Raw genomic sequence first — 26,655 nt, forward strand, 5'->3', positions numbered from 1 at the left:
TTTCTATACGACTGCGATCCCCTGTGGGAGCGGGCTTGCTCGCGAAAGCGGTATATCTGCTTACAAATGTCACATGCGCCAGCAGGACCGACCCCATCGCGAGCAAGCCCGCTCCCACATTAGATTTTCAGTGAACACTTAATTTGTGTGCGACTGCGATCCAGTGTGGGAGCGAGCTTGCTCGCGATAGCGGTATACCTGCTTACGAATATCTCAGCGCATCCGCCGGCTGGATTTTCGATGCGCGCCAGGCCGGGTAGACGGTGGCCAGGAAGCTCAGGACAAAACCCGCGGAGCAGATCAGCGCCACATCCACGCCTTGCAGCTCGGACGGCAGGTTGCTGACGAAGTACACGTCGGAACTGAAGATGTGCTGACCACTGACCCGTTCCAGCCAACCCACCAGTTCGCTGACATTCAGCGCCGCGATCACCCCGAGGATCCCGCCGATCAAGGTACCGACTATCCCGATTACCGTGCCCTGCACCATGAAGATCGCCATGATCTGCCCGGGAGTCGCGCCGATGGTGCGCAGGATCGCGATGTCCGCGCCCTTGTCGTTCACCACCATGATCAAGGTGGCGATGATGTTGAAGGCCGCCACGGCAACGATCATCAGCAACAGCAGGCCGATCATGGTCTTTTCCATCTTCATCGCGCTGAACAGGCTGCCCTGGGTGTGGGTCCAGTCATCCGCCTTGTAATCGGCGCCCAGGCCACTGGCGATGTCGCTCGACACCTGTGGCGCGGCATACAGATCCTTCACCGCCAGGCGCACGCTTTGCACCTGGTTCGGTTGCCAATGCTGCATTTGCGCGGCATCGGCGAGGTGAATCAGCGCCATCGAACCATCGAGTTCGGCGCCGACCTTGAACACCCCGACCACATTCAGCCGCTGCATGCGCGGTGTGATGCCACCCGGTGCCGAGCTGATTTCCGGGACGATCAAGGTCAGTTTGTCGCCAACGTTCAAGCGGAAGCGCCGCGCGGTGATCTCACCCAGCACCACCCCGAACTCGCCGGGTTTCAACGCATCCAGGCGACCCTGGACGATGTGCTTGGCGACGATCGAGACCTTGCCTTCCTGGGCCGGGTCGACGCCGCTGATCTGGATCGGCTGCATCGAACCCTTATAGGACAGCATGCCCTCCATCTCGGTGAATGGCACTGCGGCGGTCACTTCGGGATTTTTCATCGCGGCGGCGGCCACCGGCTGCCAATCATCGATCGGGTTGACGCCGACGATGGTCGCGTGGGGCACCATGCCGAGAATGCGCGAGCTCATTTCGCGCTGGAAGCCGTTCATCACCGACAGCACCACGATCATCGCCAGCACACCCAGGGCGAGGCCGATCATCGAGGTCATCGAGATGAACGAAACAAAGCGATTGCGGCGCTTGGCGCGGGTATAGCGCGTGCCGATAAAAATCGATAACGGTCTGAACATTCGCTGGGGCACCGTATGAAAATAAAAGACCCGACACCTGAATCAAGCGCCGGGTTTCGGCCAATCAGATGGGCGTCAGGAAACCTTCCTGCAGATGCAGGACGCGGTCCATCTGGCGGGCCAGGTTCATGTCGTGGGTCACCACCAGGAACGCCGTGCGCATCGAGGTGCTGAGTTCCAGCATCAGATCCTGAATGCCTTGAGCGGTGTGGGAATCGAGGTTGCCGGTCGGCTCATCGAGCATCACCAGCCCCGGGTTGTTGACCAGGGCCCGGGCGATTGCCACACGCTGGCGCTCGCCACCGGACAGCTCCGCCGGCTTGTGCTCCAGGCGATGGCCCAGCCCTACGCGCTCGAGCAAGGCCTGGGCCCGCTTGCGCGCTTCGGGAATTGCCGTGCGGCCGATCAACAGCGGCATGCAGACGTTTTCCAGGGCAGTGAATTCAGGCAGCAAGTGGTGAAACTGGTAGACGAAACCCAGCGAACGGTTGCGCAGCAGGCCCCGGGCCTTTTCGTTGAGGGCCGAGAGTTCTTCACCGGCCAGCCAGACACTGCCCGAGGACGGCGTATCGAGGCCGCCCAACAGGTTGAGCAAGGTACTTTTGCCCGAACCGGAAGTGCCGACGATCGCCACCCGCTCACCCGGATGCAACTCCAGTTGCAGGCCGGACAACACCACCACCGACTCCGGACCTTCCTCGTAGGATTTGCCCAGGTCGCGGCAGCTCAAGATTGCTTTTTCACTCATGCCCAACTCACTCATAACGTAACGCCTCCGCGGGCTGGGTGCGCGCGGCACGCCAGGCTGGATACAGGGTGGCGAGGAAACTCAGGACCAACGCGGCGGCGCTGACCATCAACACGTCTTCGGCCATCAGCTGCGACGGCAGGTAGTCGATGAAATACACGTCGGCATTAAGGAATTTGTGCCCGAGCAGGCTTTCCAGGCCGGAGATCGCGGCGCTGACATTCAGCGCGGCGAACATCCCGACCACGGCGCCGATCAGCGTGCCGATGACGCCGATCACCGTGCCCTGGACCATGAAGATCGCCATGATCTGCCCCGGCGTGGAGCCCAGGGTGCGCAGAATCGCGATATCGCCCTTCTTGTCGTTCACCACCATCACCAGCGTGGAAATGATATTGAAGGCGGCGACGGCAACGATCAGCAGCAACAGCAGGCCGATCATGGCTTTCTCCATGCGGATGGCCTGATACAGATTGCCGTGGGTGCGGGTCCAGTCACGGGCGTAGAAGCGATCTTCGCCGAGCTGCTGGGCAATGTTCCACGCCGTGCGCGGTGCCTGGAACAGGTCATCGAACTTCAGGCGCAGGCCCTGGACCTGATCCGCTTTCCAGCGATGCAACCTGGACAGATCCTGGACATTGGTAATGCCCAGGTAACCGTCCAGCTCGCCGGCGCCGACATGGAAAATGCCGACCACGGTAAAGCGTTTCATGCGCGGGAACATCCCGGCCGGGGTCACGGTGACTTCGGGGGCGACGAAGGTCAGCTTGTCGCCGATGGCCGCACCCAGTTTGGCCGCGGCCTTGTCGCCGATGACGATGCCGAAACTGCCGGGGGCCAGGTCGTCGAGTTTGCCCTGCTGCATGAAGTTATCAATGATCGAGACCTGCCGCTCCTGCGCAGGGTCGATGCCATTGAGCAGCACTTTGGAAACCTTGCCGTTGTTGGTCAGCAGCCCCTGCATCTGGGTGAACGGCGCAACCGCCAGCACCTGCGGGTTCTGCTGGACCTTGGCGGCCAGGCGTTGCCAGTCGTTGACCGGCTCACCGGACTCGATGGTCGCGTGGGGCACCATGCCCAGCACGCGGGTGCGCATCTCATGATCGAAACCGTTCATCACCGATAACACAACGATCATCACGACCACGCCGAGGGCGAGTCCGATCATCGAGGTCAGGGAAATGAATGACACAAAATGATTGCGACGCTTTGCACGGGTGTAACGCGTGCCAATAAATACGAAGAGAGGTCTGAACATGTCGGGGCTTGTTCGGAGGGAAAAGGAACGTCCTTGTGGCGGGGGTCGATAACCAGCTTTACACTCAGACCACTGCTACTACCATGGGTTCGCCATGTCGACATTAGATGAAGAAGATCGCCGCGAATACTACCGTATCGAGGACACGATCGCACTGGAAATTCGGCCCCTCTCTGCCCACGAAACCACAGGCCAGGAAGTGTTGCAGGATGAGTCGACTTTATTCAATCTGCTCAGCGAACTGCACCTGAGCGAATTCGAATCGCAGCACCTGCTCCGGCAGATCAGCGAACGCGATCGAACCATGGCCGCCTACCTGAAGGTCCTGAACAAGCGCATCGACCTGCTCGGCCAGGTAGTCGCCCAGACCGTGCTCGACAAGTTCGAGGAACCGCAGCACGTAGTGCTGTCCGAAGGCGGTATCGAGTTCGAATATCACCTCGCTTACCCGCCCGACAGCCATCTGGCGATCAAGCTATTGCTGATGCCACAAGCCTTGGGCCTGCTGTTGCGGGCCAAGGTCACGAACTGTGAACCAGAGGGCTTCGGCACGTTCAAGATCGGCACTGAGTTCGAGTCGCCGACCGACGCGCAGCGCCAGTTGCTGGCCCGTTATATCTTGCAGAAACAGGCGCAGGAGCGGCGCCTGGCCCGCGAACAAACCGATTTATCCGGCGATTAACTTTTTTAAGGAAGAACCGTGACCCTTATCTACGGCCACCGCGGCGCCAAAGGCGAAGCACCGGAAAACACCCTGGCCAGTTTTCAGCAGTGCCTCAAACACGGGGTACGTCGCTGCGAGCTGGACCTGCATCTGTCCATGGACGGCGAGTTGATGGTAATCCACGACCCGACGCTCAAGCGCACCACCGACCGCCGCGGCAAGGTGGTCGAGCAATTGGCCGCCGACCTGGTCACCTACGATGCGCGCAAGGGCGGCCCGGGCTGGATCAAGCCATGTCCGATTCCGCGCTTGGAGGAGCTGTTCGAGAAGTGCGATTTCGAGCACTGGCAGCTTGAGGTCAAGAGCGCTTCACGCACTCGCGCCGTGACCACGGTCCTGGCGATTCGGGAAATGGCCCAGCGTTTTGGCTTGCTGGACAAGATCACCATCACCTCGAGTTCGAGGGAAGTGCTCAAGGCCGCGCTGGAGCTGACCCCGGATCTGTCTCGCGGGCTGGTCGCCGAATACGCCTGGCTCGACCCGATCAAGGTCGCGCAAAGCTATGGCTGTGGGATTCTTGCCTTGAACTGGACGCTGTGCACCCCTGAGCGCCTGGAGAAGGCGCAGCGTCAGGGTCTGCATGTGTCGGTGTGGACAGTCAACGAACCCGCGCTGATGCGCAGGCTCGCCGACTTCGGCGTAGATAGCCTGATTACAGACTTTCCCGGTTTGGCCAGCGCCACGCTCGAGAATTGCTGAAATCGGTCTCCCCGGCCGGCTCAGGCCACCGGCCGGAGCCGCTCAAAAAAGCCGGTTGAGGCCGTCGTAAGCCGCTACCCGATAGGCTTCGGCCATGGTCGGGTAGTTGAACGTGGTGTTGACGAAGTATTTCAGGGTGTTGAGTTCGCCCGGCTGGTTCATGATCGCCTGGCCAATGTGCACGATCTCCGACGCCTGGTAACCGAAGCAGTGCACACCGAGGACTTCCAGCGTCTCGCGGTGGAACAGGATCTTCAGCATGCCCTGGGGCTCACCGGCGATCTGCGCGCGCGCCATGCCCTTGAAGAACGCCTTGCCGACTTCGTACGGCACCTTGGCCTGGGTCAGCTCCTGCTCGTTCTTGCCGATCGAGCTGATCTCCGGAATGGTGTAGATGCCGGTCGGTACGTCGTTGACGAAACGCCAGCTACCATTGTCGACGATGCTCCCGGCTGCCGAACGCCCTTGGTCATGGGCGGCACTGGCCAGGCTCGGCCAGCCGATCACGTCACCGGCGCCGTAGATGTTCGGCACGCAGGTGCGATAGTTCTCGTCCACCTCGATCTGGCCACGGCTGTTGACCTTGACCCCGATGTTTTCCATGCCCAGCTTGTCGGTGTTGCCGGTACGCCCGTTGCACCAGAGCAAGGCATCGGCCTTGATCTTCTTGCCGGACTTGAGGTGCAGGATCACGCCGTTGTCGAGGCCTTCGACCCGGTCGTAGTCCTCGTTGTGCCGCACCGTGATGTTGTTGTTGCTGAAGTGGTAGCTCAGGGCCTGGGAGATCTCGGAGTCGAGGAAGCTCAGCAGCTGGCCGCGGTTATCCACCAGCTCAACCAAAACCCCAAGACCACTGAAGATCGAGGCGTATTCGCAACCGATCACGCCGGCGCCATAAACGATGAGTTTGCGCGGGGTGTGGCCCAGGCTCAGGATCGTATCGCTATCGTAGATGCGCGGGTGGTTGAAATCGATGTCGGCCGGGCGATACGGGCGCGAACCGGTGGCGATAATGATGTGCTTGGCCACCAGCGTATCGACCATGCCATTGGCGCTGACCACTTCGACGGTCTGCTCGTCGGCGAAGCTGCCGGTGCCGAAAAACAGGTCAACCCGATTGCGCGCGTAATAGCCGGTGCGCGAGGCCACCTGCTTGCCAATCACCTTTTCCGCACTCTTGAGTACGTCAGGAAAAGAGAACCAGCGCGGCTCGCCAATAGCCCGGAACATCGGGTTGGTGTTGAACTGCATGATCTGCCGGACCGAGTGACGCAAAGCCTTGGACGGGATGGTCCCCAGGTGGGTGCAGTTGCCGCCGACCTGACGACGGCTATCGACCATCGCCACCTTGCGCCCTGCCTTGACGGCGTTCATCGCCGCACCTTCTCCAGCCGGGCCGGAACCCAGCACCACCACGTCGTAGTTGTAGACAGCCATGCATACTCCTCAGAACAGGCCGCGGCACCACTCAGGTACCTGCGGCTAAATCATGCCGGCCTGTGCGGCATGAAAGAACAATTTGGGGTCTGTAAGAAAAACCCGGACACAGTCTATAGAAGCGTCAACGCCGCGCACATTAACCCTTGGTCGCGTCGTAGGCTACTTTTGCCTGCACTACATCGCCAGCACCCGCCTTTGCTCGCGGCGCAATCACTTGGTTTTATCCGCGCTCAGGCGCACAAAAACCTGACTGCTGCGTGTGACGAAACCGCTGTCGGTGCGGATCACAAAAAATGCCCCGATCCGATGTTTTTCCGCGTAATCCCAACCGCGCTCCGGGCCCAGAATCAGCAATAGCGTGGACAAGCCATCGGCCATCAACGCCGAAGGATGAATCACCGTTACTGACGCCAACGTATGCTCGACCGGCTTGCCGGTACGGGCGTCGAAGGTGTGGGAATAACGTCGCCCGTCCTGCTCGAAATATTTACGATAGTCGCCCGAGGTGGACACCCCGTAACCATCCACCGCGATGACCCGCTCGACCACTTGCTGATCGTCCCGAGGCTCTTCCAGGGCGATCCGCCAGGGTGAGCCATCGGGCTTTTTACCGAGGGCCTTGAGTTCTCCGGTGACTTCCACCAGATAGCTGTCGATGCCCAGTGCCGTCAGCTTCGCGGCGATCTGGTCTACTGCATAACCGGCAGCGACGCTGTTGAAGTCGACATTGACCGGCGCGTCCTTGCACAACCGATCACCCTCGATCCGCAAATGAGCATGACCGACCCGCTGGCGGACTTCAGCCAGGGCTTCGGCACTCGGGACTTGCTCCTCGCGAGCCTGGGGCCCGAAGCCCCACAGGTTCAGCAGCGGCTCCACGGTCAGATCGAAAGAACCGTCGCTGGCGATCGACAGCTGCTCGCCGACCCGCACCAATTGCAGGATCGATTCAGGCATTGGCTGGCAACTGTTCGCCGGCAAATCATTGAAACGCTCGATGTCCGAGTCGCTGCGGTAGGTCGACATCTGCCGATCGACTTCGGAGAGGATGTGCTGGACTTGCTGCTGAACCTCGGCCGGCCCGGGAATCCCGGTATACCGCACGTATTTGATTGAATAGGTGCTGCCCATGGTCGGACCGCTGAAGCTTTCCAGCGAATCGCCATTGCCACAGCCCGAGAGTGCGCCGATTACCAGGAATAGACCTGGAACCAGCATTGGCCACTTACGCAAACCTGCCCCTCCAGAAAATTGACTCGCCCTGTAAGCAGGGGTGGGCATTATGCGACAGATGCTCGCCTAAAAGATCGCAGCCTGCGGCAGCTCCTACATGATTGGCGTACACCCTTTAATTCACGGGTGTACACAGTCGGCGTAGGAGCTGCCGCAGGCTGCGATCTTTTGATCTTGATCTTGATCTTTTGATCGCCCCACAAACAAAAACGCCCCGACAAGTCGGGGCGTTTTCATGTGCGGCTAAAGCTTAGCGCGGGAACGCTGGCGGGTTGACCCCGGCCATGTCTTCCATCACGCGCACTACCTGGCAGCTGTAACCGAATTCGTTGTCGTACCAGACGTACAGAACAACGCGGTTGTCGTTGCAGATAGTAGCTTCGGCATCCACCACACCGGCGTGGCGCGAGCCAACGAAGTCGGTGGAAACCACTTCCTGCGAGTGCACGTAGTCGATTTGCTTATGCAGATCGGAGTGCAGCGCCATGTAGCGCAGGTACTCGTTGATCTCTTCGCGAGTGGTGGCTTTCTCAAGGTTGAGGTTGAGAATGGCCATCGACACGTTTGGCGTTGGCACGCGGATCGCGTTACCGGTCAACTTGCCAGCCAGTTCCGGCAGCGCCTTGGCGGCGGCAGTGGCAGCACCGGTCTCGGTGATCACCATGTTCAACGCGGCGCTACGACCACGGCGATCGCCTTTGTGGAAGTTGTCGATCAGGTTCTGGTCGTTGGTGTACGAGTGAACCGTTTCAACGTGACCATTGATGATGCCGAACTTGTCGTTGACTGCCTTGAGCACCGGCACGATGGCGTTGGTGGTGCAGGAAGCCGCGGACACGATCTTGTCGTCAGCCGTGATTTCGCCGTGGTTGATACCGTGCACGATGTTCTTCAGCTTGCCTTTGCCAGGCGCGGTCAGAACGACGCGATCGATACCCGGGCAGGCCAGATGCTGGCCCAGGCCGTCGGCGTCACGCCATACACCGGTGTTGTCCACCAGCAGCGCGTTCTTGATGCCGTACTGGGTGTAATCCACTTCAGTAGGGTTCTTCGCGTAGATCACCTGGATCAGGTTGCCGTTGGCGGTTATGGTGTTGTTGGCTTCATCGATAACGATGGTGCCATCGAACGGGCCATGCACCGAGTCACGACGCAACAGGCTGGCACGCTTGACCAGATCGTTGTCGGCGCCCTTGCGGACCACGATGGCACGCAGACGCAAGCCGTCGCCGCCACCGGTTTTTTCGATCAGGATGCGCGCCAGCAGACGGCCGATACGACCGAAGCCGTACAGCACCACGTCAGTGCCGGTACGACCGGAACCATTTTGCTTGCCGACCACATCGACCAGTTCGTCACGGACGAACTCTTCGGCGGTACGGCCATTGCCTTCGGCCTTGAATTTGACCGCCAGCTTGCCCAGGTCTACCGAAGCAGAGCCGAGTTTGAGCTCGCTCATCGCTTTGAGCAGAGGGAATGTTTCGTGGACGGACAGTTCGCTGTCATCGGACTGGCGATGACGAGCAAAACGGTGAGCTTTGAGAATCGCTATGACTGAACGATTGATCAGGCTGCGGCCATAGATCGAGCTCACCACGTTGTTGTTGCGGTAGAGCTGACCGATAAGCGGAATCATCGCTTCTGCGAGTGCTTCACGGTCGATCCATTCACCAAGACACTGGTCGGGCTTCTGAGTCACGGGAACCTTCCACATATGTAGGGGCAGAAAAAAGGGGCTACATTATGCCGCCGACTGCCTTTCGGATCAATGCGCGGCTGTCGCGACACGCATTTCGCCCTTTGTTTAGTAGTCAGCAACTGACAGCCGGTGCCTTCGCCAGCTACAATCGTCGACTTTGTCGCAACGCTTGGAGCTCAACCTTCCGTGCCCGTTCTGCGTCTACCGCTACTCCCTGCCGCCGCAGGCAAACAGCACTGGGGCAACCTGCCCGGTGCCGCCCTCAGCCTGGCGATTGCCGAGGCTGCCAGCGCTGCAAAGCGCTTCACCCTGCTCCTGACCGCCGACAGCCAAAGTGCCGAACGGCTGGAACAGGAGCTGAGTTTCTTCGCCCCGGATTTGCCAGTATTGCATTTCCCGGACTGGGAAACCCTGCCCTACGATCTGTTTTCGCCGCACCAGGACATCATTTCCCAGCGTATCGCCAGCCTTTATCGGTTGCCGGAACTCAGTCATGGCGTTTTGGTAGTGCCGATCACCACGGCCCTACATCGCCTGGCACCGACCAAATTCCTGCTGGGCAGCAGCCTGGTGCTGGACATCGGCCAGAAGCTCGATGTCGATCAGATGCGCACCCGGCTTGAGGCCAGTGGCTACCGCTGCGTCGATACGGTCTACGAGCACGGCGAGTTCGCGGTGCGTGGAGCGCTGATCGATTTGTTCCCGATGGGCAGCAAACTGCCCTACCGCATCGACCTGTTCGATGACGAAATCGAAACCCTGCGCACCTTCGATCCGGATAACCAGCGTTCCATCGACAAGGTCACCTCGGTGCGGCTGCTGCCGGCGCGGGAGTTTCCGCTGCAAAAGGACGCCGTCACCCGTTTCAAGGCGCGCTTTCGCGAGCGTTTCGATGTCGACTTCCGCCGCTGCCCGATCTTCCAGGACCTGAGCAGCGGGATTACCCCGGCCGGTATCGAGTACTACCTGCCACTGTTCTTCGACGAAACCTCGACCCTGTTCGATTACTTGCCCCAGGACACCCAGGTGTTTTCCCTGCCGGGCATCGAACAGGCCGCCGAGAACTTCTGGAACGATGTACGCAACCGCTATGAAGAACGCCGCGTCGACCCCGCACGCCCCCTGCTGCCACCGGCCGAACTGTTCCTGCCGGTGGAAGACTGCTTTGCCCGCCTGAAAAACTGGCCGCGGGTGGTCGCCAGCCAGCAGGACGTCGAAACCGGCGTCGGCCGCGAGCGTTTCCCGGCCCAGCCATTGCCCAGCCTGGCGATCGAAGCCAAGGCCAATGAACCCCTGGCGGCACTCGCAGGGTTCCTCGACGAATTTCCCGGCCGCGTGTTATTTACCGCCGAGTCCGCCGGGCGCCGCGAAGTGCTGCTGGAACTGCTCGAACGTCTGAAGCTGCGGCCGAAAACCGTCGACAGCTGGCCGGATTTCGTCGCCAGCAAACATCGCCTGGCAATCACCATTGCCCCGCTGGACGAAGGCCTGGTGCTGGATGAGCCGGCACTGGCACTGATTGCCGAAAGCCCGCTGTTCGGCCAGCGCGTGATGCAGCGCCGGCGTCGGGAAAAACGCGCCGACGCCAATACCGATGCGGTGATCAAGAACCTCACCGAACTGCGCGAAGGCGCGCCGGTGGTGCACATCGATCACGGAGTCGGCCGCTACCTGGGCCTGGCCACCCTGGAAATCGACAATCAGGCCGCCGAGTTCCTCACCCTCGCCTACGCCGAGGGCGCCAAGCTCTATGTGCCGGTGGCCAACCTGCACCTGATCGCTCGTTACACCGGCACCGACGATGCCTTGGCCCCGCTGCATCGCCTGGGTTCGGAAACCTGGCAGAAAGCCAAACGCAAAGCCGCCGAGCAGGTGCGCGACGTGGCCGCCGAACTGCTCGACATCTATGCCCGGCGCGCGGCCCGCGAAGGCTATGCCTTCGAAGACCCGAAAGCCGATTACGCCACCTTCAGCGCCGGCTTCCCGTTCGAAGAAACCCCCGACCAGCAAACCACCATCGACGCGGTGCGCGCCGATATGCTCGCGCCCAAGCCGATGGACCGCCTGGTCTGCGGCGACGTGGGTTTCGGCAAGACCGAAGTGGCAATGCGCGCGGCCTTCATCGCCGTGCATGGCGGGCGTCAGGTGGCCATCCTGGTGCCCACCACCCTGCTCGCCCAGCAGCATTACAACAGCTTCCGCGATCGCTTCGCCGACTGGCCGGTCTCCGTGGAAGTGATGAGCCGCTTCAAGTCGACCAAGGAAATCAACGCCGCGGTCGCCGAACTGGCCGAGGGCAAGATCGACATCGTCATCGGCACCCACAAGCTGCTGCAGGACGATGTAAAGATCAAAAACCTCGGCTTGGTAATCATCGACGAAGAACACCGCTTCGGCGTCCGCCAGAAAGAACAGCTCAAGGCCCTGCGCAGCGAAGTCGACATCCTGACCCTGACTGCAACGCCTATTCCGCGCACGCTGAATATGGCGGTCTCGGGCATGCGCGACCTGTCGATCATCGCCACGCCGCCAGCCCGTCGCCTGTCGGTGCGGACCTTTGTCATGGAACAGAACAAGAGCACGGTCAAAGAGGCCCTGCTCCGCGAGCTGTTGCGCGGTGGCCAGGTCTATTACCTGCACAACGATGTGAAGACCATCGAGAAATGCGCCGCCGACCTCGCCGAGCTGGTGCCGGAAGCACGGATCGGCATCGGCCACGGGCAGATGCGCGAGCGTGAACTCGAACAAGTGATGAGCGACTTCTATCACAAGCGCTTCAACGTGCTGATCGCCTCGACCATCATCGAGACCGGGATCGACGTGCCGAGCGCCAACACCATCATCATCGAGCGGGCGGACAAGTTCGGCCTGGCGCAATTGCACCAGCTGCGCGGTCGGGTCGGTCGCAGTCACCACCAGGCCTACGCCTACCTGCTGACTCCGCCACGCCAGCAAATCACCCCGGACGCGGAAAAGCGCCTGGAAGCCATCGCCAACACCCAGGACCTCGGCGCGGGTTTCGTGCTGGCCACCAACGACCTGGAAATCCGCGGTGCCGGTGAATTGCTGGGTGACGGTCAAAGCGGGCAGATTCAGGCGGTTGGCTTTACCCTGTACATGGAGATGCTCGAGCGCGCGGTGAAAGCCATTCGCAAGGGCGAACAGCCGAATCTCGATCAACCCCTGGGCGGCGGTCCGGAGATCAACCTGCGACTGCCAGCGTTGATCCCCGAAGACTATCTGCCGGACGTGCACGCACGGCTGATCCTCTACAAACGCATCGCCTCGGCGACCGATGAGGAAGGCTTGAAAGACCTGCAGGTGGAGATGATCGACCGCTTCGGCCTGTTGCCGGAGCCGACCAAGAACCTGGTGCGCATGACCCTGCTCAAACTGCAGGCCGAACAGCTCGGCATCAAGAAAGTCGACGGCGGCCCGCAAGGCGGTCGCATCGAGTTCGAGGCGCAAACCCCGGTCGATCCACTGGTGCTGATCAAGCTGATCCAGGGCCAGCCCAACCGCTACAAGTTCGAAGGCGCCACGATGTTCAAATTCATGGTGCCAATGGAGCGCCCGGAAGAGCGCTTCAATACACTGGAGGCGCTGTTCGAGCGCCTCATCCCGAAAACTGCTTGAAGGACGCCGTATGCGCCTGTTTCGCTCTCTGACCCTGCTACTGACACTGGTCGCACCCATGGCATTTGCCGACAGTCTGTATCAGGTTGAAATGATCCTGGTCCGGCAGAATACCGTGCCGGCCATCGTCAACGAAAAAATCGTCGCACCGGAAGACTGGGCTGCTGGCGCCCAGCGCATCCCGGCGCAGGACGAACGCACCCCGAGCCTCGCCGGCGAGGTGGAAAAACTCACCGCCAGCAATGACTACACCGTTCTGATGCATAAAGCCTGGCAACAGAACCTGGGCGAAGAGCCGAGCAAAGTCGCAATCAGCGACGGCGAGGAAAAGTTCGGCCAGTTTCCGATCGAGGGCACCCTCAACCTGAAACTGGGGCGCTTTACCGACGTCGATGCGGAGTTCTGGGTCAATCAGCTCGACAGCAATGGCCTGGTCACTGCCAGCGAGCGCATGAGCCAGACCAGCCACACCAAGAACGGCCAGTTGAACTTCCTCGATAACGGCCACCTCGGCCTGCTGATCAAGATCACCTCGCTGACAGCCCCTGCGCCTGCGCCAGTCCCCGAAGAAATACCGGACTGATTGAAGTCCCCATGCCCCCGACCCTGACCAAACCCCTGGGCCCCTCCTGGGTCAGTCGATTCAAGGAACAAAGCCTGGAGCGTGGCCGCCGCTACGCCCTGGAAAACCGCGTCAGAATCGTCCAGGCCGGTGACAGTACGATCACCGCCAGTTGCGAGGGCTCGGGAGGCAACGTTTACCGTCAGACCATTCGCTTGCGCGAGTCGGCCAAAGGCACCTTGCTGATGGTCGATGCCAGCTGTTCCTGCCCGGTCCGCAGCAACTGCAAACACTGCGCAGCGGTATTGCTGCAAGTGCAGGAAACCCTGGCCTACCCGGCCGCCGCGAAAGATGCCGAACTGCTGGAGAAACTCCAGGCCGTCCTGGAAAACCGTAGCCCGGCCCTGTTGCCGCAGGTGGTGGTGGACAACGTGCAACCGGTTCCGCGATTGTGGCTGGCAAGCATCGAGTTCAGCGCCTTCGAGCCGCGCAACGGCAAAATGCAGCGCTATATCCAGCATCGCGCGGCCCTGTCTTTCAGCTACCTGGATGAATACGTCAGCGGGCAGAAGAATGCCGACATCCTGATTCGCCAGGAAAAGCAGACCCTGCGGATCAAACGCCATCCCGAGGTCGAAAACACCTACCGCGAACAACTGCGAGTCCTCGGTTTCAAGATCGCCACCCGCCAAAGCAAGGCACTGCCGGAAAGCGCCGGCGACCTGTTCGAGATGGTCAATGACAGCGCCTGGCTGACCTTCACCCTCAATGAGCTGCCCAAGCTGCGCGAACAAGGCTGGGAACTGCAGATCGATGAAGACTTCGGCTTCGACCTGACGGCCGTCGATGACTGGTACGCCACTGTCGAAGAGGCACCCGGGCGGGACTGGTTCGACCTTGAACTGGGGATAATCGTCAATGGCGAACGGTTGAGCCTGCTGCCCATCCTGCTCAACCTGATGCGCTCGCACACCGAACTGCTCAACCCGGAACGCCTCGCCAGGCGGCGTGACGATGAACTGATCCTGGTGAACATCCCCAACCGCCCAGGCTCCGATCACGGCCCGTTGCAGGTTGCCTTGCCGTTCGGCCGACTGAAGCCGGTGCTGGCGACCCTCGGCGAGTTCTATCTGCAGGAACCCGACACCACCACCCTGCGCTTGAGCAAGGCCGATGCGACGCGCCTCAACCCACTGGAAGGTTTGCCGCTGCTCTGGGAAGGTGGCGAGCACATCCGCAGCTTCGCCCAGCGCCTGCGGGATATCAAAGACTTCACAACCACCGCCCCCGAAGGATTGAACGCGACGCTACGGCCTTATCAGCTGGAAGGCTTGAGCTGGATGCAGTCGCTGCGGCAACTGGAAGTCGGCGGCATCCTCGCCGACGACATGGGCCTGGGCAAGACTCTGCAAACCCTGGCCCACGTGGTGAGCGAGAAGAACGCCGGACGCCTGGACCGGCCGTGCATGGTGGTGATGCCCACCAGCCTGATTCCCAACTGGCTGGATGAGGCGGCGCACTTCACGCCGCAACTCAAGGTGCTGGCGCTGTACGGTGCCGGGCGCAAAAAATATTTCGCCGAGCTGACCGACTACGACCTGATCCTGACCACCTATGCGCTGCTGCCCAAGGATGTCGAGCGCCTCGCCGCCCTGCCCCTGCACGTGCTGGTTCTGGACGAAGCGCAATACATCAAGAACCCCAACAGCAAGGCGGCCCATGCCGCGCGTGAGCTCAATGCCCGGCAACGCCTGTGCCTGAGTGGCACGCCGCTGGAAAACCATCTGGGCGAACTCTGGTCGCTGTTCCACTTCCTGTTGCCCGGCTGGCTGGGTGACGTGAAAAGCTTCAATCGCGACTACCGCGTGCCGATCGAAAAACGCGCCAGCGAAGTACGCCTGCAGCACCTCAATGGCCGGATCAAACCCTTTCTGCTGCGCCGGACCAAAGAACAGGTGGCCACCGAACTGCCGCCGAAAACCGAGATCATCCACTGGGTCGAACTCAACGAAGCGCAGCGTGACGTCTATGAAACCATGCGCCTGGCGATGGACAAGAAAGTCCGCGACGAGATCACCCGCAAGGGCGTGGCCCGCAGCCAGATCATCATTCTCGAAGCACTGCTCAAGCTGCGTCAGGTCTGCTGTGATCTGCGCCTGGTCAACGATGCGCCACCGGCTCGCGGCAGCTCCTCCGGCAAACTCGACAGCCTGATGGAAATGCTCGAGGAGCTGTTCGAAGAAGGCCGGCGAATTCTGCTGTTCTCCCAGTTCACCTCGATGCTCGCGCTGATCGAAGTGGAACTGAAACGCCGTGGCGTCGCTTATGCATTGTTGACCGGACAAACCCGCGATCGCCGGACCCCGGTGAAAGAGTTCCAGAGCGGCAAGCTGCAGATCTTCCTGATCAGCCTGAAAGCCGGCGGCGTGGGCTTGAACCTGACCGAGGCCGACACCGTCATCCACTACGATCCGTGGTGGAACCCGGCCACCGAAAACCAGGCCACCGACCGCGCCTATCGCATCGGTCAGGAGAAGCCGGTATTCGTCTACAAGATGATTGCCCGCGGCACCGTCGAAGAGAAAATCCAGCACCTGCAAAAGGAAAAATCCGACCTGGCCGCAGGCGTACTGGACGGACGCAAGACCGGCGACTGGAAGCTGCAGAGCGAGGACATCGAAGCGCTGTTTGCGCCGCTGCCGAATAAGCTGGAAAAGCGCTGATATAGTGGTGACTGATACATCGCTATGGGCGTGCCCCGAAAAAGATCGCAGCCTACGGCAGCTCCTACGCCGATTCCGTGCACCGGCAAATTATCGGGTGTATGCAAAACCTGTAGGAGCTGCCGCAGGCTGCGATCTGTTGATCCTACTCCTGGGCAATCTCCAGAACCGCCAAAAGATCGCAGGCTGCGCCAGCTCCTACGCCGATCCTGCACACCCGTGATGTTGCGGGGGTAAACCAATCCTGTAGGAGCTGCCGCAGGCTGCGATCCTGGCGATCCGAAAGGCACCGCCAATCCGCAGCGAGCCCCATTAGCCACCCTACGCCAGACAAATGGTTGCCCAGCTCATTCTGGTATCATAATATAATACCATGAACAACAAACAGCTCAGCACTCTCAAAGCCATCTTCTCGAGACCGGTTCCAGCCACTCTGGAGTGGGCTCGTATTGAGTCGCTGTTCGGCGCTGCCGGTGCCAGAACTATTGAAGGCAATGGATCGCGGGTACGCTTTGAGCTTAATGGCGTGATCGGCACTTTCCACCGACCACACCCCGATAAAGAAGCAAAGCCCTACCAGGTTCGAGATGCTCGGGCTTTCCTCGAACAAGCAGGAGTCATCCCATGAACGTGATGAATTACCAAGGTTATGCCGCTCGAATCGAGTACAGCGAAGAAGACAACCTGTTTGTCGGCCATATAGCCGGCATCAAAGATGTCGTAGGCTTCCATGGCGAATCGGTACAAGAGCTTCGAGCAGCATTTGAAGAGGCGGTCATTGACTACCTTGATACTTGCGCCAAGCTGGGCCGTGCTCCACAGAAACCTTACTCGGGCAATATCAGCCTGCGATTGGAGCCAGCACTTCACGCGACTGTCGCCGTCAAAGCACAGCTGGCTCACAAGAGCATCAACCAGTGGGTAGTTGAAGTCCTTGATCGTGAGACACACGCCTGAACCATCCTGCGTTTCTGTTTGGCGCTGATATAGCGGTGTCTGATGCATCGCTGATCAATAGCTATCGCGAGCAGGATCTCCCACATTAGCTCGGTGTTTGCCGAAGATCTTGCGGTAGCACGCGATCAAGTGTGGGAGCGGGCTTGCTCGCGATGGGTGCGCCACGGTCTATGGCATATCGCGCGTTGTCGGACAAGAAAGCCGGAAGACAGGACACCAATCCCCAAACTGAACACAGCTCCCGTAGCAGCTGGCGAAGCCTGCGTTCGAGCGCGTAGCGGTCGTAGAACCTTTGCACGCGATAACGCAGGCAAACCGAGCCGGGCGGATTTACGACCGCTGCGCGGCCGGACGCAGGCTTCGCCAGCTGCTACGGGGAGTGCGCCTTAAACGTTCGCCGCCAACACCCGCGCCAATGTCGACTTCACCTTGCCCATGCCGTCATGCAGCGCCTGCTCGATCTCGGCCATGGTAATGACTGAACCGGACTTGCCCGCTGCCGGGTTCACCACCAGCGCCAGACAGGCGTAAGCCAGGTCCAGCTCGCGGGCCAGGGCGGCTTCCGGCATGCCGGTCATGCCGACGATGTCACAACCGTCGCGCTCCAGCCGGGCGATCTCGGCCACGGTTTCCAGGTAGAAAAGGCGACAGATCTATTTGTCGCCAACAGAGGGACGGCAAAAATCAGGGACACACCACGATATCAATCGTGGCCTGGCGCTTCATGCCTGGAAGGCGCAGCAGGGTCTTATCGTAAAACGTGTCCCCCATTATTGTTATTGTTTCACCCCGGCTAGCCTTGATGAGCCTGCATGTAGTGGCGCAACAGTTGGTTGATACGCGTCTGGTAGCCCGCTCCCTGGCCCTTGAACCACTCCAGCACGTCGGCATCCAGGCGGATGGTCACAGCCTTTTTTACCGGCACGCGCAGTTCGGCGCGGCGGAAGAAGTCTTCGCCCAGTTCCGGAATGTCGCTGGTGTCGATATCCTGGTCGTCCAGCTTGGCCAGGCGCTCCCAGTCAGTTTTCGATGCTTTCGACATAGTGTTTGGCCTCCTGCTTAGTGGCTTTTCGGGCGGAGATGATGCGGATCATATCTCCCCGCCGTTCGGCGTACACGACCACACCCATCAACGACTTGATCCAACCGATGCTGATCCAGCGTTCTTCGCCATAGTCCTCGCGGTCATCGCGCAGGGCCAGCATCGGGTGCTGGAAAATGTCGGGCACGTCATTGAAGTCTATGCCGTGCTTGCGGATGTTGGCCTGATTCTTGGCTTCGTCCCATTCAAAGTGCATGGGGCATCCTGTATTTACAGTTGTACATACACTATAGCCTGCCTGGTGATGAATGCGTAGCCCCTGCCAGTGCGGTGGCGCAACCACCGGACGGCCAGAGGCCAACAAGCGCAGCGCGTCAGGCTGGTGCTATTCGACTCGTAGAGGCGGTTTTTCCGACCGGCGTTTGAGCGTCTTTGCTCACCGCCCCATGCCCTTGACTGACTGGGGCTTGCTCACGAAAGTCGCACCGCGGCGCAACGGGCACTCACCCCTTCAAAGGCGCGAACAGCGCTTCAATATCACTCTGTTCAAGCTTCCAGCCACCACTCATACCGCCTTCCAGCACCCCGGCGGCCAGGGCTGCCTTTTCCTGTTGCAGCGCCTGTATTTTCTCTTCGACGGTACCTCGGGCAATCATCTTGTAAACGAACACCGGCTTGTCCTGGCCAATTCTGTAGGCTCGATCAGTCGCCTGATTTTCCACCGCCGGGTTCCACCAGGGATCGTAATGAATCACCGTATCGGCGGCAGTCAGGTTCAGGCCGGTTCCGCCAGCTTTGAGACTGATCAAAAACAGCGGAGTCTTGCCGCTCTGGAAGTCCTTGACCGGGGTGCGTCGATCCGTGGTTTCACCCGTCAGGATCGAGTAGTCGAGGTTACGCTGCCGCAACTCCTGCTCAATCAATGCCAGCATCGAGGTGAATTGCGAAAAAAGCAGAATCCGTCGACCTTCGCTGAGTAGCTCTTCAAGCATCTCCATCAGGCTACCTAACTTGCCTGTGCCTGGACGCGCGGCCTTGGCCGTTGAAGCTGTTTTCACCAGTCGCAAATCGCAGCAGACTTGGCGCAGCTTGAGCAGCGCTTCAAGAATGATGATCTGGCTACGCCCAACACCATGACGGTTGATTTCGTCGCGGACTTTTTTGTCCATGGCGACGCGCACGGTTTCGTAGACATCCCGCTGGGTGTCGCTCAAATCAACCCAATGCACAATTTCGGTTTTTGGCGGTAGCTCGCGAGCCACCTGCTCTTTCTTGCGCCGCAGCAGGAAAGGTTTTATTCGGGCCGTCAGCTGCTGCATACGCTCGCTGTTGCCATGCTTTTCGATGGGCGTGCGGTAATTGCGATTGAAAGTTTTGCTGTCACCGAGCCAGCCCGGCAGCAGAAAATGGAACAATGACCACAGTTCGCCGAGGTGATTTTCCAAGGGCGTGCCAGACAGGCATAAACGCTGCCGAGCCTCTAACTGTCGAGCCGCTTGAGCGGCTTTACTGGCAGGATTTTTAATATTTTGAGCTTCGTCCAGAATCAACAGATCCCACACTTGCTGCTGCAGAACCTCCAGGTCACGCGGCAGCAGCGCGTAGGTGGTCAAGACCAGGTCGTACTCTGCCAGACTGGCAAAGTCTTTCTGACGGTTGGACCCGTGGAGTGCCAGCACCTTGAGCTGGGGCGTGAAGCGCGCTGCCTCGTCGAGCCAGTTGGGAATCAAACTGGTGGGCATGACTGCCAGGGCTGGGCTCCCGAGGCGCTTAGCCTGTTTCTCGCAGAGCAGGTGAGCCAGGGTTTGCAAGGTTTTACCCAGCCCCATGTCGTCACCGAGAATGCCGCCAACTTCCAGTTCGCGCAGGGTCTGCATCCAGTTCAACCCCTCGAGCTGATATTCTCGAAGCGTCGCATCAAGACTGGCTGGCGCCGAAACCTGGATGTGAGTCGACTCACGCAGACGTTTGGCGAAAGCCCGTAGTCGCTCACCACCCTGCCAGACCAGCGGCAAACCTTCCAGCTCACTCAGCCGCGCCGCGTCGGGCGCACTCATACGCAACGAAGTGCCGTTGTGCTCAGCCAGATACAACTCGCCCAGGGTAGCCATCAATGGCTTGATCCGGCCATAAGGCAGCGCGACCTTTGCCCCGGACCTGCCGGCGGATTGCCCGCCATGGAGATCGGTCAGCAGGTAGTCGTCGTCCGCGCGCTGCGCAAGGTAATCCGGATTCAATAGCTGCGGGCTGCCGCGCAACAGGTGCAGGATGATCGGCAACAAAGCATGACGCTCGCCATTCACCACAATACCCAGTTCGAGATCGAACCATTCACGCCCGGACGACTCTTCAATGTCGGCGTACCAATCCTCCACGGGGCGCAGATCAAATTCAAAACCCTTGGCGATCTCGATGTGCCAATTGGCCGCGCGCAAGGCCGGTATGCCGGTATGAACGAAATCGAACCAGGCCTGATCATCCGCAAAGCCAAACATCTCGCCAGCGCTATCGGGCAACGCCTGGCTTTTGCCCGTAGCTTTTTTCAAGCCGGTTTTCTGCAAGACTTGAAGCAAGGCTTTTTCGGCAGCGGGCTTGCGCTGAATGCGCAGGGTTTCAGTGCCGGACAGCACCATGAGCGCTTTGGATTTTTTGTCCGTCACCAAGTGTCCGTCATAGCTGAACGTCAACGCCGCACGGTGTTCGAATTGCTGCTGCATACGCCGCGTTTCATGTACATAGCCAGTAAAACCGTGGCTGCCCAAGGTCAGATACGCCTGCGGCTCGAGGTCGTCGATCAGACGTTCGGTCAGTGCTTGCGGAGCGGGAGCCGCCTTGTTCAAAGCACTCAGGCGGTGGCTGAACTGCAGCACCTGACGGGCAGGAATTTCCGGTGCAAGGGATAAATGACAGGCTAACTTATCGTCCAGCAGGTGCAGTACAACCCCTAGCTCACCTCGGGTCCGATCCAGATAATGCAGAGGTTCCAGGGGCAATACCGCCTCCAGCGCCTGCCCGGCACTGAGCCATTGCGGACGATAATTGCCGTTGGCTTGTTCAGCCCAAATAAAGTCCGCTGGCCGTTGCGCGCCAGCCGACAATGGCTGCGATTGTTCAAAATCGAGAAACAGCCGTGAAGTCTGCAGTGCCAGCTCGAGAATTTCCGCCCCGCCGCGCCCTTGCAAGGGATAACCACTGAGGAAGGAGTGAGAGCGACCCGCTACCATCAGCCTGGCGATTCGCAGATCCTGCTCGGAAAGGTAACCCGGCTCGCGAGCCAGCGTATCCGCCATTGAGTACAACAGCTTTATGTCCCGCAGCGCGCCGTCCTTGAGCTGACGCGCCCTGTATACCTCCAGCACCCACTGGCCAAGGCTGCGGCTCCCCTCGAGCTTGTACACGAGTCGGGTACCCGTGCCTTTGACCGGATCGGCTTCGCGGTCTTGATCGGCAATCTGCTGGAGCCATTGCTCAAGCTCACGATTGAGCCGGACCTCGGCAGAGGCGCCCAGCGCTTGAACAGAGGTCTCTTGCAGGTGAAACATGACCGCCGCGCAATGCTTGCAATCGACCACGACCGGGCACGAACAATAGCATTCGAGCAGGTATTCGCCCACCGGATCGCCATTGAATTGGATGTGCTGCTCGTAGACATTTGCGGCCGAACCTCGGCAGGCTGCGATAACGCCATCCCCGTCGGCACTGATTATCTCTACTCGCCGCTCCTGCGCATACTTGCGGCCCCGTTCGAGGGTGGACTGGCTGAATTCTTCAACCCAGGGAAGTTCGAAAATGTGCTGGAGATGGGTTGGCATGAACTCAACGCTTATCAGGAATCAATTCAATCGGCAGTTGCACAACCTATTGGCTGCCCCCCCCCACCGAAGCTAACAGGCTAAACGTTCGCCGCCAACACCCGCGCCAATGCCGACTTCACCTTGCCCATGCCATCATGCAGCGCCTGCTCGATCTCGGCCATGGTAATGACTGAACCGGACTTGCCCGCTGCCGGGTTCACCACCAGCGCCAGACAGGCGTAAGCCAGGTCCAGCTCGCGGGCCAGGGCGGCTTCCGGCATGCCGGTCATGCCGACGATGTCGCAACCGTCGCGCTCCAGCCGGGCGATCTCGGCCACGGTTTCCAGGCGTGGCCCCTGGGTGCAGGCATACACGCCTTGACTGCTGTAGGCGCAGCCCTCAGCGGCCAGCGCGGCAATCAATTGCTCGCGCAACGGTTCGCTGTAGGGGTAGCTGAAGTCGATGTGGGTGACCTGCTCCAGGTCATTGGCAAAGTAGGTGTGCTCGCGGCCGCTGGTGTAGTCGATCAATTGATGAGGCACGCAGAAATGCCCGGTGCCCATCGCCCCATGAATCCCGCCCACCGCGTTGACCGCCAGAATCGCCTCGGCACCTGCCTGCTTCAGCGCCCAGAGATTGGCCCGGTAGTTCACCTGGTGCGGTGGAAACCGGTGCGGATGGCCGTGGCGCGCCAGGAACAGCACTTCACGCCCGGCGTACTCACCGATCTGGATGTCCGCCGAAGGCGCGCCATAGGGTGTGTCCAGCGCCAACGACTGGCGAATGCTCAAGCCTTCGAGCTGAGTCAGACCGGTGCCACCGATAATCGCGTAAACCGTCATTGCAAAAAGTCCTTAATCAATCAGTTGGGCATCTTTGAGCGCGCCAAGGGCCGCCAGCCAGCGTGGGTCCTGGCGGTACTCGGTGCTGGCGCAGGCCTGGCCGCGCATCCGCGCAATCCGCGCCGACGGTTTGACCTTCAGGCGCTGGGCGGCGCTCAAGGCCAGCTCGGCTGCCGCCCGGTCGTTACACACCAGGCCCATGTCGCAACCGGCCGCCAGCGCCGCCTCGATTCGACTCGCGGCATCGCCGACCACATGCGCGCCGGCCATCGACAGGTCGTCGCTGAAAATCACCCCGTCGAACTGCAGCTCGCCGCGCAGGATGTCCTGCAACCAACGGCGCGAAAAACCGGCAGGCTGCGAGTCGACCTGCGGATAGATGACGTGGGCCGGCATCACCGCCGCCAGTTGCTTGCCCAAGCGGGCAAAGGGCACCAGGTCATGGGCGCGAATCTCTTCGAGGCTGCGCTCGTCGGTCGGGATCGCCACATGGGAATCGGCCTCCGCCCAGCCGTGGCCGGGAAAGTGCTTGCCGGTGGCGGCCATCCCGGCGCTGTTCATTCCGCGAATGAACGCCCCTGCCAACAACGCGGCACGCTCTGGATCACCTTCAAAGGCACGACTGCCGACCACCGCGCTGCGCTGATGGTCCAGATCCAGTACCGGAGCGAAACTCAAGTCCAGGCCAACGGCCAGCACTTCAGTCGCCATGAGCCAGCCACACTGCTCCGCCAGGTGCTCGGCATTCGGGTTATCGGCAATCGCCCGCATCGCCGGCAAACGCACGAAACCCTGGCGCAGTCGCTGCACCCGACCGCCCTCCTGGTCCACTGCCAGCAGCAGGTCCGGGCGCACCGCGCGAATCGCTGCGCTGAGCTCACGGACCTGGCGCGGATGCTCGATATTACGCGCAAAAATGATCAGGCCGCCCACTTCGGGCTGACGCAACAATTGGCGATCTTCAGCCGTCAGCCAGGTACCGGCGACGTCCACCATCAAGGAGCCTTGCAGGCCAGAAGTCATAGAAAATCCTTAATAACGGCAAGCGCGCGGCACATCATCGATGGCCCAGGCGCAGACGCGCGACCGCATCGGCACAGGCAATGCCCGGCAAAACAGGGTCGGCGAAGGGGATAGGGAGCAGAGCTAAAACTGCAGTCGGCATGGGCGGCTAGCTTAACGGATGTCAGCCGCCGCGCCCACCCGCGCGCGGTTAAACCTTGGCCACCGAAGAGCTCGACTTGCTGCGCGGCCGTAGCTGAGCGCTGGCCATCTTGTCATCGGTGACACCGGTTTCGGCACGCATGCCGGCCGCCAGAAACGGCACCATCAAGCGCATCACCTGCTCGATCGAAGTATTGACCCCGAAATCGGTCTCGGCAATCGCCCGCAAGGCCTTGATGCCCGACATGCTAAAGGCTGCGGCACCCAGCATGAAATGCACGCGCCAGAACAGTTCGATCGGTGGAATGCGTGGCGCGGCATCGTTGACCAGCAGCATGTAGCGACGGAACACCTTGCCGTACATGTCTTCCAGATAACGACGCAAATGCCCCTGGCTCTGACTGAAGGCCAGGCCGAGCAAGCGCATGAAGATAGAGAGGTCGTTGCCACTGCGCGGCTGCACCACCAGCGCCTGCTCGACGAGGATTTCCAGCAGCTCTTCCAGGCTTGGCTTGTTGTCCGGCCTGGCCTGGCGCCGCTCGAGCTCGCGATCGAGGCTGATGCAGAAGGGCCCGAGGAACCGTGAGAACACCGCCTGGATCAGGGCTTTTTTCGAGCCGAAATGATAGTTCACCGCTGCCAGGTTGACCCCGGCCTTGCTGGTGATCAGCCGCAATGAAGTTTCGGCGAACCCTTTTTCCGCGAACAACTGCTCGGCAGCATCAAGAATGCGTTCAACGGTTTCCGACTGGGCCATGGCTACTCCGCCTGACAAACACTTGTTTGAAACATACGTTTCAGACTTTGGATTGTCAAGTCTGACTGTCCGCTTTACGGCCGCCCAGTCACCTATTTAAGCATACCCGCTGACTCTGTAGTCAGTCCCCTGATGCCAGGGTCGCTCTACTGCAATTCGACCGTCCAGCGGACTCAATAAAAAGGAGGATTGCCAAGCGCGATCCACTGTATATAATCCCAGTCACTGTATAAAAAGACAGAGCGATCGATATGATAAAACTGACGCCACGCCAAGCTGAGATTCTGGCCTTTATCAAACGTTGCCTCGACGACAACGGCTACCCGCCAACACGTGCGGAAATCGCTCAGGAACTGGGTTTCAAATCCCCAAACGCCGCTGAAGAACATCTCAAGGCGCTGGCTCGCAAGGGCGCGATCGAGATGACCCCTGGCGCTTCCCGCGGGATTCGCATTCCCGGCTTCGAAGCCAGGACCGACGAATCCAGCCTGCCGATCATTGGCCGGGTGGCTGCCGGCGCACCGATTCTCGCCCAGCAGCACATCGAAGAATCCTGCAACATCAACCCGACCTTCTTCCACCCGCGCGCCGACTACCTGTTGCGCGTACATGGCATGAGCATGAAGGACATCGGCATCTTCGACGGTGACCTGCTCGCCGTGCACACCACCCGCGAGGCCCGCAACGGCCAGATCGTGGTCGCACGGATCGGCGACGAAGTCACCGTCAAGCGCTTCAAGCGTGAAGGCAGCAAAGTCTGGCTGATGGCCGAAAACCCGGAATTCGCCCCAATCGAAGTGAACCTGAAAGATCAGGATCTGGTGATCGAAGGCTTGAGTGTCGGCGTCATTCGCCGCTAAAGGAGGCTTTATGCAGTTCCCACACACACCACAGCATGCGCAACTGCCACTGTTCGAGGCCTTCATGACCCAGCCACTCGCCCCGATCCTCAAGGATGTGGTCGAGTCGCCCTGGAGCACCGAGCCCGAAGCGTTCAGTGAACTGTCGTTACGCGGTGCGGCCGGGAACTGCCTGAACCTGCTGGCGCCGATTCTCAGGGAGCTGAGCGAGGATCAGGACGCCCGGTGGCTGACGCTGATCGCCCCGCCACCCAGCCTGACCCAGGCCTGGCTGCGGGATGCCGGGTTGAACCGGGAGCGGATTCTGCTGTTGCAACCCCGAGGCGCCCAAAGCGCTCAGAAACTGACCTGCGAGGCCCTGCGCCTGGGGCGTAGCCATACGGTGGTCAGCTGGCTCAACCCGTTGAGCTCCAGCGCGCGGCAACAGTTGATCAGCGCCGCCCGCACAGGGGATGCGCAAAGTCTGAATATTCGTTTGGGGTGATGAGCAAAGCTACAACGAAACATCTGAGTAACGCAGGGCTTCTTCAGAATAGAGAAGCCGATTCGAGGCGATGAATTACACGGAAAAACCGACGAACGGTATCAGTGAAGTACCCGTGACCCCTCGTCTTTCTCCAATTCGCCTTCGACCAGACGTCCAGCCATCTGCATACCAACGCTCAACATGGCTTTGGCAACTTCCACGTGCTGTCCTTGCAGAAACGCTTTGGCATCTTCGGAAAAGTCCAAAGTCACCAGAGAACCCTCGTCCTCAGCCCTGCGCAGCTCGATACGGCCGTCAGGCAACTCAACAATTTCTAGAAAGGACGTTGGCATAAAGGTCTGTTCTCCACGAAAGGCCGGTATTGTAGCAGCTGCCGAAGGCTGCGTCCGGCTGCGTTGTAGCAGCTGGCGAAGCCTGCGTTCGGCTGCGTTGTAGCAGCTGGCGAAGCCTGCGTTCGGCTGCGTTGTAGCAGCTGGCGAAGCCTGCGTTCGGCTGCGTTGTAGCAGCTGGCGAAGCCTGCGTTCGGCTGCGCAGCAGTCGTAAATCCTGCTTCCACGGTTTGTCTGGAATACCGCAGAGTCTG

General features: G+C 60.2%; 22 protein-coding genes and 1 pseudogene. 9 read left to right on the forward strand and 14 right to left on the reverse strand.

Features of this window, described 5'->3' with window-relative positions; all coding sequences use genetic code 11:
* Positions 1-202 precede the first annotated feature (202 nt).
* From F8N21_RS22690 to F8N21_RS22700, 3 genes are all read right to left on the reverse strand, one after another.
* The gene (locus F8N21_RS22690) at positions 203-1,447 is read right to left on the reverse strand and encodes a lipoprotein-releasing ABC transporter permease subunit (protein WP_150644243.1); all 1,245 of its coding nucleotides are present in this window, start codon (positions 1,445-1,447) and stop codon (positions 203-205) included.
* Positions 1,448-1,511: 64 nt separating this feature from the next.
* A complete protein-coding gene (lolD, locus tag F8N21_RS22695) occupies positions 1,512-2,195 on the reverse strand; it encodes a lipoprotein-releasing ABC transporter ATP-binding protein LolD (RefSeq protein ID WP_191624380.1) in 684 nt (227 codons plus the stop codon).
* Between the two features lie 7 nt (positions 2,196-2,202).
* Positions 2,203-3,453, reverse strand: coding sequence for a lipoprotein-releasing ABC transporter permease subunit (locus tag F8N21_RS22700; protein ID WP_150644245.1), 1,251 nt, complete (start codon positions 3,451-3,453; stop codon positions 2,203-2,205).
* 94 nt (positions 3,454-3,547) lie between these two features.
* Here F8N21_RS22700 and F8N21_RS22705 point away from each other — a divergent pair, with 94 nt between their 5' ends.
* Positions 3,548-4,135 carry a PilZ domain-containing protein gene (locus F8N21_RS22705; protein WP_150644246.1) on the forward strand — a complete coding sequence of 196 codons (588 nt, stop codon included), beginning with the start codon at positions 3,548-3,550 and terminating at the stop codon, positions 4,133-4,135.
* Between the two features lie 18 nt (positions 4,136-4,153).
* The gene (locus F8N21_RS22710; RefSeq protein ID WP_150644247.1) at positions 4,154-4,876 is read left to right on the forward strand and encodes a glycerophosphodiester phosphodiesterase; all 723 of its coding nucleotides are present in this window, start codon (positions 4,154-4,156) and stop codon (positions 4,874-4,876) included.
* Positions 4,877-4,918: 42 nt separating this feature from the next.
* Here F8N21_RS22710 and sthA read toward each other — a convergent pair whose 3' ends face one another.
* The 3 genes from sthA to F8N21_RS22725 all read right to left on the reverse strand — a co-directional run bounded on the left by sthA (position 4,919) and on the right by F8N21_RS22725 (position 9,263).
* Entirely contained in the window at positions 4,919-6,313 is a 1,395-nt protein-coding gene (sthA, locus tag F8N21_RS22715; RefSeq protein WP_150644248.1) for a Si-specific NAD(P)(+) transhydrogenase, read from the reverse strand.
* A gap of 213 nt (positions 6,314-6,526) precedes the next feature.
* Positions 6,527-7,534, reverse strand: coding sequence for an FAD:protein FMN transferase (locus F8N21_RS22720; RefSeq protein ID WP_150644265.1), 1,008 nt, complete (start codon positions 7,532-7,534; stop codon positions 6,527-6,529).
* Between the two features lie 265 nt (positions 7,535-7,799).
* Entirely contained in the window at positions 7,800-9,263 is a 1,464-nt protein-coding gene (locus F8N21_RS22725) for a glyceraldehyde-3-phosphate dehydrogenase (protein WP_150644249.1), read from the reverse strand.
* A gap of 171 nt (positions 9,264-9,434) precedes the next feature.
* Here F8N21_RS22725 and mfd point away from each other — a divergent pair, with 171 nt between their 5' ends.
* The 5 genes from mfd to F8N21_RS22750 all read left to right on the forward strand — a co-directional run bounded on the left by mfd (position 9,435) and on the right by F8N21_RS22750 (position 17,126).
* Complete coding sequence (gene mfd, locus F8N21_RS22730) at positions 9,435-12,884, forward strand: transcription-repair coupling factor (protein WP_150644250.1); 3,450 nt, start codon at positions 9,435-9,437, stop codon at positions 12,882-12,884.
* Between the two features lie 10 nt (positions 12,885-12,894).
* The gene (locus tag F8N21_RS22735; protein WP_150644251.1) at positions 12,895-13,467 is read left to right on the forward strand and encodes a CsiV family protein; all 573 of its coding nucleotides are present in this window, start codon (positions 12,895-12,897) and stop codon (positions 13,465-13,467) included.
* A gap of 11 nt (positions 13,468-13,478) precedes the next feature.
* The gene (locus tag F8N21_RS22740; protein ID WP_150644252.1) at positions 13,479-16,169 is read left to right on the forward strand and encodes a DEAD/DEAH box helicase; all 2,691 of its coding nucleotides are present in this window, start codon (positions 13,479-13,481) and stop codon (positions 16,167-16,169) included.
* A 373-nt stretch (positions 16,170-16,542) separates the two neighbouring features.
* Positions 16,543-16,797 (forward strand): type II toxin-antitoxin system HicA family toxin, encoded by a 255-nt coding sequence (locus tag F8N21_RS22745; RefSeq protein ID WP_150644253.1) that lies wholly within the window; start codon positions 16,543-16,545, stop codon positions 16,795-16,797.
* Complete coding sequence (locus F8N21_RS22750) at positions 16,794-17,126, forward strand: type II toxin-antitoxin system HicB family antitoxin (protein ID WP_150644254.1); 333 nt, start codon at positions 16,794-16,796, stop codon at positions 17,124-17,126. Before F8N21_RS22745 ends, F8N21_RS22750 begins: the two co-directional genes overlap by 4 nt.
* Before the next feature lie 386 nt (positions 17,127-17,512).
* On the opposite strand, the pseudogene F8N21_RS22755 reads toward F8N21_RS22750, so the two are convergent.
* The 7 genes and pseudogenes from F8N21_RS22755 to F8N21_RS22785 all read right to left on the reverse strand — a co-directional run.
* A pseudogene (locus F8N21_RS22755) lies at positions 17,513-17,761 on the reverse strand (S-methyl-5'-thioadenosine phosphorylase); the annotation flags it as partial.
* A gap of 158 nt (positions 17,762-17,919) precedes the next feature.
* Positions 17,920-18,168: a BrnA antitoxin family protein gene (locus tag F8N21_RS22760; RefSeq protein ID WP_150644255.1), complete on the reverse strand. Its 249-nt coding sequence runs from the start codon at positions 18,166-18,168 to the stop codon at positions 17,920-17,922.
* Positions 18,146-18,424, reverse strand: coding sequence for a BrnT family toxin (locus F8N21_RS22765; protein ID WP_150644256.1), 279 nt, complete (start codon positions 18,422-18,424; stop codon positions 18,146-18,148). Before F8N21_RS22765 ends, F8N21_RS22760 begins: the two co-directional genes overlap by 23 nt.
* Before the next feature lie 247 nt (positions 18,425-18,671).
* Positions 18,672-21,980 carry a DEAD/DEAH box helicase gene (locus F8N21_RS22770; protein WP_150644257.1) on the reverse strand — a complete coding sequence of 1,103 codons (3,309 nt, stop codon included), beginning with the start codon at positions 21,978-21,980 and terminating at the stop codon, positions 18,672-18,674.
* Between the two features lie 80 nt (positions 21,981-22,060).
* Positions 22,061-22,804 (reverse strand): S-methyl-5'-thioinosine phosphorylase, encoded by a 744-nt coding sequence (locus F8N21_RS22775; RefSeq protein WP_150644258.1) that lies wholly within the window; start codon positions 22,802-22,804, stop codon positions 22,061-22,063.
* A 12-nt stretch (positions 22,805-22,816) separates the two neighbouring features.
* Positions 22,817-23,815: a beta-N-acetylhexosaminidase gene (gene nagZ / locus F8N21_RS22780; protein ID WP_191624381.1), complete on the reverse strand. Its 999-nt coding sequence runs from the start codon at positions 23,813-23,815 to the stop codon at positions 22,817-22,819.
* A 202-nt stretch (positions 23,816-24,017) separates the two neighbouring features.
* The gene (locus F8N21_RS22785) at positions 24,018-24,725 is read right to left on the reverse strand and encodes a TetR/AcrR family transcriptional regulator (protein ID WP_150644260.1); all 708 of its coding nucleotides are present in this window, start codon (positions 24,723-24,725) and stop codon (positions 24,018-24,020) included.
* Positions 24,726-24,976: 251 nt separating this feature from the next.
* Here F8N21_RS22785 and lexA point away from each other — a divergent pair, with 251 nt between their 5' ends.
* Complete coding sequence (gene lexA, locus F8N21_RS22790) at positions 24,977-25,585, forward strand: transcriptional repressor LexA (protein WP_150644261.1); 609 nt, start codon at positions 24,977-24,979, stop codon at positions 25,583-25,585.
* Positions 25,586-25,595: 10 nt separating this feature from the next.
* Positions 25,596-26,069 (forward strand): SOS-induced cell division inhibitor SulA, encoded by a 474-nt coding sequence (gene sulA, locus F8N21_RS22795; RefSeq protein WP_150644262.1) that lies wholly within the window; start codon positions 25,596-25,598, stop codon positions 26,067-26,069.
* 101 nt (positions 26,070-26,170) lie between these two features.
* Here the strand turns inward: sulA and F8N21_RS22800 are convergent, their stop codons facing one another.
* Complete coding sequence (locus F8N21_RS22800) at positions 26,171-26,404, reverse strand: hypothetical protein (RefSeq protein ID WP_150644263.1); 234 nt, start codon at positions 26,402-26,404, stop codon at positions 26,171-26,173.
* Positions 26,405-26,655: the final 251 nt, after the last annotated feature.

The organism is Pseudomonas fluorescens (assembly GCF_902497895.1).
GTDB lineage: Bacteria > Pseudomonadota > Gammaproteobacteria > Pseudomonadales > Pseudomonadaceae > Aquipseudomonas > Aquipseudomonas fluorescens_BP.

Bases quoted from the DNA above. Each gene is read 5' to 3' on its own strand.
- sthA (WP_150644248.1), bottom strand. From the start codon at position 6,313: ATGGCTGTCTACAACTACGACGTGGTGGTGCTGGGTTCCGGCCCGGCT.
- F8N21_RS22720 (WP_150644265.1), bottom strand. From the start codon at position 7,534: ATGCTGGTTCCAGGTCTATTCCTGGTAATCGGCGCACTCTCGGGCTGT.
- F8N21_RS22700 (WP_150644245.1), bottom strand. From the start codon at position 3,453: ATGTTCAGACCTCTCTTCGTATTTATTGGCACGCGTTACACCCGTGCA.
- F8N21_RS22760 (WP_150644255.1), bottom strand. From the start codon at position 18,168: ATGTCGAAAGCATCGAAAACTGACTGGGAGCGCCTGGCCAAGCTGGAC.
- sulA (WP_150644262.1), top strand. From the start codon at position 25,596: ATGCAGTTCCCACACACACCACAGCATGCGCAACTGCCACTGTTCGAG.
- lolD (WP_191624380.1), bottom strand. From the start codon at position 2,195: ATGAGTGAAAAAGCAATCTTGAGCTGCCGCGACCTGGGCAAATCCTAC.
- F8N21_RS22740 (WP_150644252.1), top strand. From the start codon at position 13,479: ATGCCCCCGACCCTGACCAAACCCCTGGGCCCCTCCTGGGTCAGTCGA.
- lexA (WP_150644261.1), top strand. From the start codon at position 24,977: ATGATAAAACTGACGCCACGCCAAGCTGAGATTCTGGCCTTTATCAAA.
- F8N21_RS22800 (WP_150644263.1), bottom strand. From the start codon at position 26,404: ATGCCAACGTCCTTTCTAGAAATTGTTGAGTTGCCTGACGGCCGTATC.
- F8N21_RS22690 (WP_150644243.1), bottom strand. From the start codon at position 1,447: ATGTTCAGACCGTTATCGATTTTTATCGGCACGCGCTATACCCGCGCC.
- F8N21_RS22765 (WP_150644256.1), bottom strand. From the start codon at position 18,424: ATGCACTTTGAATGGGACGAAGCCAAGAATCAGGCCAACATCCGCAAG.
- F8N21_RS22770 (WP_150644257.1), bottom strand. From the start codon at position 21,980: ATGCCAACCCATCTCCAGCACATTTTCGAACTTCCCTGGGTTGAAGAA.
- F8N21_RS22750 (WP_150644254.1), top strand. From the start codon at position 16,794: ATGAACGTGATGAATTACCAAGGTTATGCCGCTCGAATCGAGTACAGC.
- F8N21_RS22735 (WP_150644251.1), top strand. From the start codon at position 12,895: ATGCGCCTGTTTCGCTCTCTGACCCTGCTACTGACACTGGTCGCACCC.
- F8N21_RS22775 (WP_150644258.1), bottom strand. From the start codon at position 22,804: ATGACGGTTTACGCGATTATCGGTGGCACCGGTCTGACTCAGCTCGAA.
- F8N21_RS22705 (WP_150644246.1), top strand. From the start codon at position 3,548: ATGTCGACATTAGATGAAGAAGATCGCCGCGAATACTACCGTATCGAG.
- F8N21_RS22725 (WP_150644249.1), bottom strand. From the start codon at position 9,263: ATGTGGAAGGTTCCCGTGACTCAGAAGCCCGACCAGTGTCTTGGTGAA.
- F8N21_RS22785 (WP_150644260.1), bottom strand. From the start codon at position 24,725: ATGGCCCAGTCGGAAACCGTTGAACGCATTCTTGATGCTGCCGAGCAG.
- F8N21_RS22745 (WP_150644253.1), top strand. From the start codon at position 16,543: ATGAACAACAAACAGCTCAGCACTCTCAAAGCCATCTTCTCGAGACCG.